Here is a 12,077-nt window from a genome sequence, read left to right on the forward strand (position 1 = left end):
AGCCAACCTCGTTCCGACAGGTATACCGCAGTGCATGGTTTAAGGGCCGCTGCGCGCCCCAGCGGGAGCAAGCTCCCTCGCCACAAAAACCGTTCGGCTCAATGGCTCTGGGGCTGCCCCAACAGATGACTCATCGCAATCTTGAGCTTCATCGGCCGCACCGGCTTGTGCATCAGGGTGTGCCCGCGTTCGCGGATCTGCTGCTTGAGTTCGTTGCTGTAGTTGGCAGTGATCATCATGGCCGGGATCGGTGAGGCCCGACGGGCGTTGATCCGGGCCACCGCATCGACACCGTTCTGATCGTTGTCCAGGTGATAATCGGCGATCAGCAGGTCGGCCTCGACGTGGTAGTTGTCCACCTGGCGGGCCAAGTCCTGTTCCGACAACGCCGTCACCACCTGGCAACCCCAGCCCTCCAGCAAAGTGCGCATGCCGGCACAGATCGCCGCATCGTTATCCAGCACCCAGACCCGCGCCCCACGCAGTCGTTCGAGCATCGGCTCGCTCATGTCCAGGCATGGCAGCGGCTTGGGCGCGGTGGCGCTCAGCGGCACGTCGATAGAGAACATCGAGCCCTTGCCCGGCCAGGAACGCACCTGGATCCGGTGCCCGAGAATCCCGGAAATTTTCTCGACAATCGCCAGGCCCAGGCCCAACCCACGGTCCTGGTTCGGGCGTTGCACGTCGCCGCGTTTGAACTCCTGGAATATCTCCTCCAGGCGATTCTCGGCAATGCCGATGCCGCTGTCCCAGACCTGGATCGACACGCGCTGGCGGTGTCGCCGGCAACCCAGCACCACCCGGCCACTGGGGGTGTAGCGAATGGCGTTGCTCAGCAGATTGCGCAGGATCCGCGCCAGCAATTGCATGTCGCTGCGCACCAGCACCGAACAACCGACAAAGTGCAGCTCCAACCCTTCGCTGCGGGCGATCTGGGCGTATTCGGCAGCCAGGTTGTCGAGCAGCTCGCTGAGGCCAAACGGCGCGACATCGGCCTTGATCACCCCGGCGTCCAGCTTGGAGATGTCCACCAGGGTACCCAGCAGGTTCTCCACGTCCTGCAATGAATTGCTGACGTTGCGCACCAATTGCGCGTTGGCCACCGGCTCGCGGCGCTCGAGCAAGGCGCTGGTGAACAGCCGAGCGGCGTTGAGCGGTTGCAGCAGGTCATGGCTGACCGCTGCGAGAAACTTGGTTTTCGACAGGTTGGCCTGCTCGGCCTCGCGCTTGGCCTCGCGCAGGCGCAACTCCACCCGGCTGCGCTCGTCGATCTCGCGCAGCAACTGATCGTTGAGCGTGGTGAGCTCGGCCGTGCGTTCCTGGACCCGCTGTTCCAGGTTCTGGTAGGCCTGGTGCAGCGCTTCAGCGGTACGCCGGCGTTCGGTGATGTCGCGGATCAGCACGAAAATCCCCACCACTTCGCCGTTGGCCAGGCGGTTGGGTACATAGGAGCGCAGCATGTAGCGTTCCTGGTTGTTGATGTTGGTCTCGGCGAACTCGAACGTCACGCTCTCACCCGCCAACGCCCGCGCCACGTAGGCTTCCAGGCGCTGGTAATGCTGCTCGCTATGGGCTTCGCGCAGGTTCTGGCCGAGCATCACGCCACGGGGCCAGCAATACCACTGCTCGTAGACCTTGTTGGTAAATTCGTAGACCAGGTCGGCGTTGAGGTAGGCGATCAGCGCCGGCACATGGTCAGTGATCAGGCGAATCCAGCGTTCGCTTTCGCTCAGCGCCTCGGCGTGCTGGTAGCGCTCGGTGATGTCGGTGAAGGTGTTGACGTAGCCACCGGTGGGCAAGGGATGCGTACGGATCTCCAGAACCCGGCCATCGGACAGGCGCTGCTCGGATTCGTGGATCAGTCGGCCGTTGCTGTCGCGACTGGCCGGGGTCAGCAGTTGCAACTCACTGTCGGCAATCACTTCGTTGAACGGCCGGTGCGCCGCCACCGGTGCCAGGCCACTGAGTTCGAGGAAGCGCCGGTTCCACAGCTCCAGCACACCTTGGGCGTTGACCATCGCCACGCCCTGGGACAGGTTGTCCACCGCGCGCTGCAACAGGTGGGATTTCTGCGCGATAGCCTGCTCGCGGCGCACGGTTTCACTGAGCTTGACGTCAGTGATGTCGGTAAACAGGATGACCCGGCCGCCCTCCTGGGTCGGGCGCTCGCTGACTTGCAACCAACGTCCGTTCTGCAAGCGATACAGCACGTGCTCGTCGGCCTGGCCCCGGGGTTCTTCGCTGAACAGCCCGTTGGCGGTCATCAAGCGCTTGACCTCGCAAAGACGCATTCCGGCGATGATGCGCACCCGGCTGTTGGCCCAGAAGGCCTTGAAGCGACTGTTGAACAGGACAATGCGTTGCTGCTCATCGAACAGCACAAACGCATCGGAGATGCTTTCGATGGCGTCGATCAAGTGCCGGTGGGCGGTTTCTGCCCGCAGCCGCGCCTCGCCCAGCAAGTGATTGCCGGCCTTGAGTTCAGCCATGGCCTGGTTCAGCGCATCGGTGCGCTCGCGCACCTGCTCGGCCAGCACCACCGAGTGCTGGAATGCCGCATAGGGATCGTTGCCCCGGGTTACGCCGGACTCCACCCGCTCGATCAGCGCCTCGTTGATACGCCGCAACTTGCGGTTGTCGTGCTGCAGGCTGGCGACCTGGGCCTGCAGCTCAGCGATGGCCGGGGACGCGATGTCGGGCAATGGCAACTCCGGTGAACGTCTGGTTGATGTGCATGCCATTGAACTGTTCTCCATAGGTGTTGAACCCCATCACCCGGTGTTCGCGCAGGAACTGGCCGATCTGCTCCAGGCCGCCGCGATCTTCCAGCTCCAGGCGCCGGAGAAAGCAATCGCAGCCGATGGTCAGCAGCAAATCGCCGAGGCGTGCCTGCAAACCGTCGAACAGCGTTTGCAGGTTGTGCAGCATGGGTCCGGGGGTCATCGCAGTGAGAACGATGCCGTTCTCCACCGCACAGTAGAAACTCAGGCTCAGGTCCGAGTGCACCTGCTGGATCGCCCGTACGTAGTACTGGTCGTTGATGCGCACCGCCAGTGGATGGGCGGCGAAGACCCGGTAGTCGAGGGCGCTCACCGGCACGCCGATGTGCCGGGCGTACTCTTCGGCGGCAGGTTCGGCGTTGAGCTCGTAGACCCGTCGCGAGGCACTGTCGGCGCCGGTCACCACCAGTTTCTCCTCCCGGGGCAGGATGTGATGAGTGGTGAAGACTTCGAATTCCAGCCAGGTATTGATCAACACCACCACCGCCGCGCCACTGTGGAACTGGCCTTCGAAATACACGTGGGTGTGGGTCAGGTAGTTGTCATCGCCGGCCGACCCGCCGAAATGCGGGATGTCCCCCAGCGCGGCGCTCAGGGCCGCCAGCACCATTTCCTCGCGGCTGGACAGGCCATCGAGCAGGGTCAAGGCAAAACTGTGGCCCTTGATCGGCGCCAAAGCGTTGCCGCGACAGCCGCTGGCCAGACGCTCGACCATTTGCTGGGCGTCGATCAGGCTGAAATGCTCCATTTCGCCGATCAGTTCAGCGGCAATGGAAAAGTGCCGATGATCGAACCCCACCGCCGTCACACAGTTGCGGCCATAACCTTGGGCGGTGATTTCACCGGCGCTGGTACAGCCCACCAGGCGAATCCCGCCGAAACTCTTGGACAGCGCCTGGCCCAGGGCCGGGAGGTCATATTCGGCGGAACAGAAGAACAGCACGAAGCCCAGGTAAGGGTGCAACAACTGCCGCGCCAATGCCTGGGCCACGTCTTGGACATCCGTCGCTGCGGACATGGCGCTGACCACGCCTTCTGCCTGCTGCATTTACGCCTCCGGCGGGTGCGTGATAGGGACCTTGAGTGTACGAAGATGAGCCGAGGCGACGAATGCTACTTGGGTAGCGGGTGGACGCTTCCATGGGAGGAGATTGCTCCCGCGAGGTGGGAGCAAGGCTTGCCCGCGATACAGGCGACGCGGTCTGGCAGAATCGAGGCGCCTGTTTCGCGAGCAAGCTTTGTTCCCGCAACTGTCCTCACCACAAGGAGCGGGTCGTTGTCCTGGCTATATCAGTGGCTCATCGGCGACATGGCCGTGGCCTGCCCCAGCAGTTTCTGGTCGATGTCTTCCAGGCGCAGCACCCGGCCGCCGGTGTCGCTGGCGAGTTTTTGTGCCGCCTGGGGTTCGGAGAACGAGGCCAGGACAACGCCCATGGCACCTTTAAGCCCGCTGCCGATGACAAAGTAGGCGGTCCGGGCGTCGATCAGGTGGGCATCATCCGGTGTGTCCCAATGGCTGCGGCCCATGTCGTGGACATACAGCTTGACGTCGGCCCGATGGTTTTCCGGCTGCAACCACCAGCCCAGCATCTCCGCCGGCGAGCAGAATTTCTTCACGCCCCCTGCCCCGACGGCCGCGCCCTTGGGCCCGGGGAAGTCAGTGATGACCATGCCGCACACATGGCACTCGTCACTGGGATGGAACGCCAGCGCCGCCTCGCTGGCCGCCGGTGGCTCGGCCTTGCCGCAGGCCGCCAATGCCAGGCACATCAACACCCCGGCCAACAGGCGACTCGCCTTGAAATACACCCTGTTCATCGTTGCATGCTCCTTATCAAGTTTGAAATTCACGGGCACCGGCGATTGAACAACCGATAGGCCAGCCACAACGGAACCGCCATCCACAGGCCCAGGCACAGCCAGAGCAAAGGCGCCGACACCGGCAGGTCGCTGCCCAAGGTCAGCACCGCGGCGCCGCTGGACGCCGCATCGAACCCGGACAGGTTGATCAGTCGATACACGTCGGTAGGGTTGAACAGCAACAGCCATGGCAACAGTTCCGGGCTGAACCGCCCCTCGCTCAGCACCAGCAACGCCAGCAAGGCCAGGTCGAACACCAGCACGAAGAAAAACCACACCCCCAGGGCCAATCCGGCTGCGGTGGATTTCTCTGCCGACAAGCTGCTCAGCACATAGGCCAGCCCCAGGAACACCCAGCCCAGCAGCGTGCTGGACACCATGAACCGACCGAAGGCCCAGAGCAGCAGGCTCAACTGGACATCGTCCACCCACAGGGCGATGGCAAGCATCGCGCAGCCAAAACCGATGAAGGTGGCCAGGGCCAGGATCAAGCCGTGACCGACAAACTTGCCCAGCAACAATTGGCCGCGGCCCAACGGGTAGGTCAGCAACAGCAGCAAGGTGCCGCTCTCGTCCTCGCCGACAATCGCGTCATAGGCCAGCAGCAAGGCAATCAAGGGCATCAGGAAGGTCGCCAGGCTGGACAGGCTCGCCACCGTGGCGGGCACCGAGGTGAACCCCAGTTGACCGGACGCCGCCGCGCCGAGCCAGGCGATGCCGATCGCCAGTACCGCGAACAACAGGCTGATCGCCAACAACCAGCGATTGCGCAGGCCATCGCTGAATTCCTTGCGGGCCATGTTCCAGACCGGGTTCATAGGCTGCTCTCCTCGGCCGCTGCACGGACCATGTAATGCCGGTACAAATCCTCCAGCGACGGCGGCTTGATCTCGACATCCGACGGGTCATCCTGGGCCAATAACTGGCGCAGCAATTTAAGCTTGCTGCCATCCGGCGCGGATACCTGCACCCCTTCGGCGCCCCACCCTTGGGTGGCGTGCCCTTCACTGCGCCAATGCTGGCGAAGCCAGTTGGCCCGCGACAGGCCTGACGCGCGGATCAGCGTCGGCAGCCCCGCGTCCTCTCGCAGCCGCGCCAAGCTGCCCAGGGCCAATAGCCGCCCTCGGGTGAGAATCGCGGCGCGGTTGATGTGAGCTTCCACGCCAGGCAAGACGTGCGAACAGAGAATGATGCTGGTGCCCTGCCAACGCAGGCGGTCAAGCAACTGATAGAGGTCCTGGGTGGCGATGGGGTCCAGGCCCACGGTCGGTTCATCCAGCAATAACAGGCGCGGCTGGCCGAGCAGTGCCTGGGCCAGACCCAGACGCTGACGCATGCCCTTGGAATACGTCTTCACACGCCGTGTCGCGGCACCCGCCAACCCGACCTCTTCCAGCAAACGCTGCACTTGCTCCGGTGCGGCGCCTTTGAGCCGGGCAAAATGGCGCAAGGTTTCCAGCCCGCTCAATTGCGGATAGAACATCACGTTCTCGGGCAAGTAGCCGAGCATCTGCCGCACGCTCGGGTCGCTGGGCGCGCGGCCGAAGACACGTACCTGCCCCTCGCTGGCCCGCAGCAAACCGAGGATCAGCTTCATGGTGGTGGTCTTGCCCGCGCCGTTATGCCCGAACAGGCCGAGCACTTCGCCCTGGGCCAAGTTCAAATCCAGCCCGCGCAGCACAGCGACATCGCCATAGTACTGGCTGACACCTTCGATCTCGACGACGTTCAAGACGCGTCCTCCTGGGCACTGTTGCGTGGCGGGGGCTGGACAGGCGCTTGCATCAACGGATGACTGTCCATCACCCCGGGGGATTTCATTACCGGGAAAGCTCGCTGCACCCAACGCAGCAGTTCGATCCCCGGGCTGTTCATCAACAAGCGCACCTGGGGATACAGCCACAGTAGGCGATCCACGTTGTCGTTGGGCTCATAGGCCACATCGCCCAGGCCGTCGCCGTTGCGGTCCCAGCCCAGGTAGTCGCTCCAGTAATTGCCGCGGCCATCCACCGACCATTCCTGCAACCGCGTGGCAACGTATTTGACCTGGCGCTGGTTATGGACGAAGGCATTGCCGGCGATGCGGTTATCCTCCGAGCCTGCCGTGAGGTGGATACCGACGGCGCTGCGCTCGAAATGGTTGCCTTCGATGCGGTTGAACAATGAGTTATAGATGAACAGGGCCTTGCCCTCGGCGCCGGTGATCATGGTGTCGCCGGTGGACCCGTCGCGCACGTCGGTGACGAAGTTGTCGCGCAGGGTCGAATAGGTGATGTAGTTCATCAGGATCCCGTAGTTCTGATCCTGTTCGGAGCGATTGCCGATGACCGTCAACTGGCGGCTTTGCATCAAGGCATAACCGGTGCGGGTACGCCGGGTGACGTTATCCAGCAAGCGGTTATCGTTGGCGAACATGTAATGCACGCCGTAGCGCAGGTCCTCCAGGACATTGCCCTGGAGCAGGTTGCCGCTGGAGGTATCGATGTAGATACCGTCACGGGTTTCGCGCACCTGGTTACCGATGACCCGGGCGCCGTGTACGGCATACAAATGAATGCCGTTGCCACGGTCCTGGGAGCGCAGGCTAGGGTCACCCTGGATACGGTTGTCGATCAGGCTGACGTCCCGCGTGCCATCGACCCAGATACCGAAGCCCTGGCCCTGCATCCGGTTGCCACGCACCACCGCGCCTTGGGCGAGCGGTTGGATGAACACCGCCGCGTTCATGGCCGTCAGGTCGTGGCCCCAGTCCAGGAATGTACACCCCTGGATCCGCACGTTTGGGGCGCGAATGATCAGGCCATTGCCCTCGCCCTGACCCTGGAACACCGCATCCGGCGCACACGTGAGGGTCATCGGCTGGTCGATGCTGAACGAGCCCCGGTACTGGCCCGCAGGCAGGCGCCATTGCTGGTCGCCCTCGGCCTGCAAAGGCAAATCGGTGATCGGCTGCGGCGCGCCGAGCACGCCGCCCGACAGCAGGCAGAACACCAGGGCAATGACCGGTCGACGAACGTTTGGATGCTGGGTATTGCCGGTCATTGCGCCTGTCTCCCTAGTGAATGACTCAGGCCTTTTCAACCAGCATGCGCCCGACCATTTCCATGTGCAGGGCGTGGCAGAACCAGCTGCAGTAGTACCAGTGCAAGCCGGCCTTGTCGGCGGTGAAGGTGATGGACGAGGTCTGTTGCGGGCTGATCTCCATGCTCGCGCCATGGTTGGTCATGACAAAGCCGTGGGTGACGTCCTCGATCTGGTCGATGTTGGTGATGGTCACCGTCACCTCGTTGCCTTGCTTGACGGTGAACTCCGTCAGGCCATAGGCCGGCGCCATCGAGGTCATGTACACCCGCACCTTGTTACCGTCGCGGATGACCTTGTTGTCGGTCTCCAGGTTGATGCCGTCCTTCTTCGCCAGTTCCACGGTGCCTGCGAAGAACGGATCGTTGCGGTTCCAGATTTTCTGGGTCTTGATCTGGTCGCGCCGGGCGAGGATGCAGTCATGGGGCTCGGCGAAGGCCGGGCCGTCGTGCACCAGCTTCATTTCTTCACCGGAAATGTCGATCAGTTGATCGTTCTCCGGGTGCAATGGGCCGGTCGGCAGGAAGCGGTCCTTGGAGAACTTGCACAACACCACCAGCCACTTGCCGTCCGCCTCGCTGGTTTCGGTGAGGGACGCATGGTTGTGCCCCGGCTGATACTGGACGTCGAGCTTCTGCTTGATGTAGTTGACCTTCTCGCCCTTGTAGGCACGGATGGCCTCGTCCATGTTCCACTTCACCACCTGGCTGTCGATGAACAGGGTGGTGTAGGCATTGCCGCGCCCGTCGAACGTGGTGTGCAGCGGCCCAAGCCCCAGTTCCGGCTCGGCGACGATCACTTCGCGTGGGTCCTTGAAGCGGTCGGCGAACAAATCGTCCAGGCGGTCGATGGCGATCATCGAAACCGTGGGCGACAGCTTGCCGTTGGCGATGAAGTATTTGCCGTCCGACGAGGTATTGAGCCCGTGGGGGTTCTTCGGCACGGGAATGTAGCGGGTGAATTCGGAGTCCTTGCCATCTGTCTTGCGACCATCGACCACCGGTACCTTGGAGCCGTCCAGGTTGATGAACTTGCCGGCCTTGATCGTCGCCTCGATACGCGGGATGTTGAACACCACCACCCAGTCGCGCTCGTTGCGCATCATGCCGCCCAGGTCGTAGGCCTTCTCGGAGTTGTAGCAGGTGCTGGCGGCGTATTTGCCGGTGTAGTCAGCGTCGGAGTTGTCCAGGTTGCCATCGACGATCACCTGGAACGCCATTTCCATTTTCTCGGCATCGATGGCGTTGAACATGGTGAAGCTGTTTTTGTCTTGCAGGTCGAAGGTATGGCCGTCGTTGGGGTGCGGGATCACGAACTCAGCGTTGGCGAACACGTACTTGGTGTACGGCACCTTTTGCAGGCGCAGGCCGTGGATGGCTTGCACGTTGGGCACGGTGAGGATCTTGTCGCACTTCATGATGTCCAGGCGAATGCGCGCGATCCGGGAGTTGGCCTTGTCGTTGATGAACAGGTATTTGCCGTCGTACTTACCGTCGGTCATGGAGATGTGCGGGTGATGGCAATCGCCGTTCTGGTACTTGGCGCTGTCGCCCAGGATGCGCTTGCTTTCGTTGGTCAGGCCCCACCCGGTGGCCGAGTCGACATTGAATACCGGGATGCGCATCAGCTCGCGCATCGATGGCACTCCCAGCACCCGCACCTCGCCCTGGTGGCCGCCGCTCCAGAAACCGTAGTATTCGTCCAGCTCCCCTGGCCCGACGTGGATCTTGGACTTGGCCTCCTTGGCCGCCGCAGCCCAGGATTCACGGGTGAACGTCCCGGCCCCCAGCGCCGTCGCGCCGGCCAGTACGGCCCCCGTTACCGCGCCAGTGCCCAGAAAACTGCGCCGGCTGACACCCCTGGGTTCTTCCGCCGCGCCAGGGGTTTGGTTTTTTTTATCGCTCATGTTGTGTGCTCCATGAAGAATGAAACGGTCAAGGGACAGGCCATAGGGGTGCCTCAAGGCGCCGGGTTCACCTGCACCACGGGAATCAGTTGCGGATCTGTCACGATTGCCTTGCCGCGCTTCTTGCGCTTGTTGATCAGCGGCGGGCATTTGTTTTCGTTGTGCCAGGTCATCTGGCAGTCGAGGCAGTAATGGCATTCGTTGGCATTGATCCGGCCGTCGGGATGAATCGCCTGGATCTCGCATTCCTTGGCGCACAGTTGGCAGGGGTTGCCACACTCCTTGCGGCGCTTGAGCCAGTCGAACAGCCGCAGCCGGGTCGGCATCGACAGGGCCGCGCCCAGCGGGCAGACGTAGCGGCAATAGACCTTGCGGGTAAACAGGTTGATCACCAGCAGGCCCGCTGCGTAGGCCACGAACCACCACTGGCGGTCGAACCTGAGGGTGATGGCCGTCTTGAAGGGCTCGACTTCGGCCAGGCGTTCGGCGGTGGCCATGGACTCCAGCGAGACGCCGAACAGCACCAGCAAAATGATGTATTTGATCGCCCATAGCCGCTCGTGAACGGCGAATGGCAATTCGTATTGGGGCACCTTGAATTTGCGCGCCAGTTCGTTGATCAGCTCCTGCAACGCGCCGAACGGACATAGCCAGCCGCAGAACACCCCGCGCCCCCACAGCAGAATGCTGCCGGCGGTGAACACCCAGAGAATGAAGATCAGTGGATCGGTGAGGAACAGTTCCCAGCGAAAGCCTTCGAACAAGGCGTGGACGAAGGTCAGCACGTTGACCACTGATAACTGGGCCAAGGCGTAGCCGCCGAGAAACACCACGGTGAAAACCAGGTAACCGCGGCGCAGCCAATGCAACAGCGTCGGCCGTCGGGCCAGTGAGTCCTGGAAAAACAGGATCGCCGTCAGTACCAGCAGGGCTACGCCAAGCACGGTGATTTCGACACTCTTCTGATACCAGAGCGTCAGCCACATCGGCCGGCTGGCTTCTTCGGCGGCGGCCAGTTGCTCGGCGGTCGGCAATGGCCGCTCCAGGTAGGGCTCCGGCAACTGATAGGCCAGCTCGAAGCTGCTGAAAATACCGCTGACCGGCCCGGTCTGGCGGCGTATCAGCAGCTCCAGGCTCCAGGGCGAACCGGGGTCGAAACGGTGGGAGGCGCGAACGATGAACACCGCCATTTCGTCGAATTCAGGCATGTCCTCGGCGGCCACATCATCCAGACGCTGAAAGTCCATGTCGCGGAAGCTGATGACATCGCCGAACTGGCGCACCAGCACCCGGTCGAAAATGCCGCCACGCACATAACCCGAGCCCTTGAAGGAATAGCGCCCGCTGCCCATCACGGCAATGGCTTGCTCGCCCGGCTTGAGCTCGCTCATCAGCGTGCGGTATTGCGCATCGCCCAGCAGGTTACGACCGATGGTGGGTGGGTTGAGGTGGGTGACGTACAGGTCGATGAACGTGTCGTCGGCCTGCGCGGCGCTGGCGACTTCGACCTGCTCGGCGTCGGTGCCTTTGAAGGTGGCGTCTACTTGACCGCGAGTCAGGTGCAGGCGCCGTACAGCACCGTTGCCAGTCAGGGTCTTCCAGTCGGCAGGCTGGTAGATGTCCTCGCGCACACGCGCTGGCGCCACGGCCAACCCGGCATCGCCCTTGACCAGGCCCAGGGACACCGCAACATCGTGGGCGGCACGCATGATGACTTCGTTGACCACCATCGCCGTCACGGTTGCCCCGGCGATGGCATCTACGGTCACGGCATTCGGGTCGCTGGAATGCCCCACCACCACCCGCTGGTTAACCTTGATACCGCTGTAGCGCGCGCTGAACGCGTGGAGTTTTTCTTCGGCGATGCCGATCAGCAGAATTGGCTCATGGTGTTCGAGCACATAGGCATCGAGGATCACCCCCGCAGGATCGAGAATGACCTGGACGTTGATCGGCTTGCCGGAATAGGCGGGAATGTCCACCACGTCCAGGCTCTGGAACACATAGCCCACGACCTTGCCGGCAGCGGACAGCGTGCGCACCTTGAACCGCCCTTCGGGCTCGGAGATCGAGTCGGTCTGGTTCAGGGCATGATGAATGCGCTGTTGCGGGGTGTCGCCGTAGTCCTTGGCCTGGGCCTGGGCCTGGGCCACGAATAAAAACAGGAGGGTGAGCAGTGCGCGGAGCCAGAAACGGGATGGGTGCTGCATCACAAAAAGAGGGGTCATGGACGCCAGGTCTTAAAGACAGGATCTTGGCGATCATGGTAGGGGCCGGCCCCTTCTTCGGCCCTTGATTGAAATCAACTTGGGAAAAACTTAAGCCCGAATCCATGGGGAAATTCTGCTGAGCTGTTCTTATCTCTTGCGCCCAGCGTAAATTTTTATGGCACGCAAACGGTTGAACCCGGTCGCATAATTGTCGGTGCTGTGATCCAGTCCACTCTGCCA

General features: G+C 62.4%; 8 protein-coding genes. All 8 read right to left on the bottom strand.

The window, feature by feature from the left end; genetic code table 11:
* Window positions 1-98: 98 nt before the first annotated feature.
* The 8 genes from nahK to nosR all read right to left on the bottom strand — a co-directional run bounded on the left by nahK (window position 99) and on the right by nosR (window position 11,855).
* Window positions 99-2,741, bottom strand: a complete 2,643-nt coding sequence (nahK, locus tag KI237_RS16080) for a hybrid sensor histidine kinase/response regulator NahK/ErcS' (RefSeq protein ID WP_249410614.1) — start codon at window positions 2,739-2,741, stop codon at window positions 99-101.
* Window positions 2,671-3,828, bottom strand: a complete 1,158-nt coding sequence (nosP, locus tag KI237_RS16085) for a nitric oxide-sensing protein NosP (RefSeq protein WP_212796085.1) — start codon at window positions 3,826-3,828, stop codon at window positions 2,671-2,673. Before nosP ends, nahK begins: the two co-directional genes overlap by 71 nt.
* Before the next feature lie 242 nt (window positions 3,829-4,070).
* Window positions 4,071-4,598, bottom strand: coding sequence for a nitrous oxide reductase accessory protein NosL (locus KI237_RS16090; RefSeq protein ID WP_212796086.1), 528 nt, complete (start codon window positions 4,596-4,598; stop codon window positions 4,071-4,073).
* A gap of 29 nt (window positions 4,599-4,627) precedes the next feature.
* Window positions 4,628-5,458: an ABC transporter permease gene (locus KI237_RS16095; RefSeq protein WP_046062341.1), complete on the bottom strand. Its 831-nt coding sequence runs from the start codon at window positions 5,456-5,458 to the stop codon at window positions 4,628-4,630.
* The gene (locus KI237_RS16100) at window positions 5,455-6,372 is read right to left on the bottom strand and encodes an ABC transporter ATP-binding protein (protein WP_212796087.1); all 918 of its coding nucleotides are present in this window, start codon (window positions 6,370-6,372) and stop codon (window positions 5,455-5,457) included. The genes KI237_RS16095 and KI237_RS16100 overlap by 4 nt, the downstream gene beginning before the upstream one ends.
* A complete protein-coding gene (locus tag KI237_RS16105) occupies window positions 6,369-7,682 on the bottom strand; it encodes a nitrous oxide reductase family maturation protein NosD (RefSeq protein WP_212796088.1) in 1,314 nt (437 codons plus the stop codon). The genes KI237_RS16100 and KI237_RS16105 overlap by 4 nt, the downstream gene beginning before the upstream one ends.
* Window positions 7,683-7,707: 25 nt before the next feature.
* A complete protein-coding gene (gene nosZ, locus KI237_RS16110; RefSeq protein ID WP_212796089.1) occupies window positions 7,708-9,627 on the bottom strand; it encodes a TAT-dependent nitrous-oxide reductase in 1,920 nt (639 codons plus the stop codon).
* A gap of 53 nt (window positions 9,628-9,680) precedes the next feature.
* Window positions 9,681-11,855, bottom strand: coding sequence for a transcriptional regulator NosR (gene nosR / locus KI237_RS16115; RefSeq protein ID WP_249410615.1), 2,175 nt, complete (start codon window positions 11,853-11,855; stop codon window positions 9,681-9,683).
* Between the last annotated feature and the right edge of the window lie 222 nt (window positions 11,856-12,077).

The organism is Pseudomonas sp. St316, assembly GCF_018325905.1.
Lineage (GTDB): Bacteria > Pseudomonadota > Gammaproteobacteria > Pseudomonadales > Pseudomonadaceae > Aquipseudomonas.

Excerpts from the sequence above, each read along its gene's own strand:
- nahK (WP_249410614.1), bottom strand. The coding sequence starts at position 2,741 with ATGGCATGCACATCAACCAGACGTTCACCGGAGTTGCCATTGCCCGAC.
- nosZ (WP_212796089.1), bottom strand. The coding sequence starts at position 9,627 with ATGAGCGATAAAAAAAACCAAACCCCTGGCGCGGCGGAAGAACCCAGG.
- KI237_RS16105 (WP_212796088.1), bottom strand. The coding sequence starts at position 7,682 with ATGACCGGCAATACCCAGCATCCAAACGTTCGTCGACCGGTCATTGCC.
- nosP (WP_212796085.1), bottom strand. The coding sequence starts at position 3,828 with ATGCAGCAGGCAGAAGGCGTGGTCAGCGCCATGTCCGCAGCGACGGAT.
- KI237_RS16095 (WP_046062341.1), bottom strand. The coding sequence starts at position 5,458 with ATGAACCCGGTCTGGAACATGGCCCGCAAGGAATTCAGCGATGGCCTG.
- KI237_RS16090 (WP_212796086.1), bottom strand. The coding sequence starts at position 4,598 with ATGAACAGGGTGTATTTCAAGGCGAGTCGCCTGTTGGCCGGGGTGTTG.
- nosR (WP_249410615.1), bottom strand. The coding sequence starts at position 11,855 with ATGACCCCTCTTTTTGTGATGCAGCACCCATCCCGTTTCTGGCTCCGC.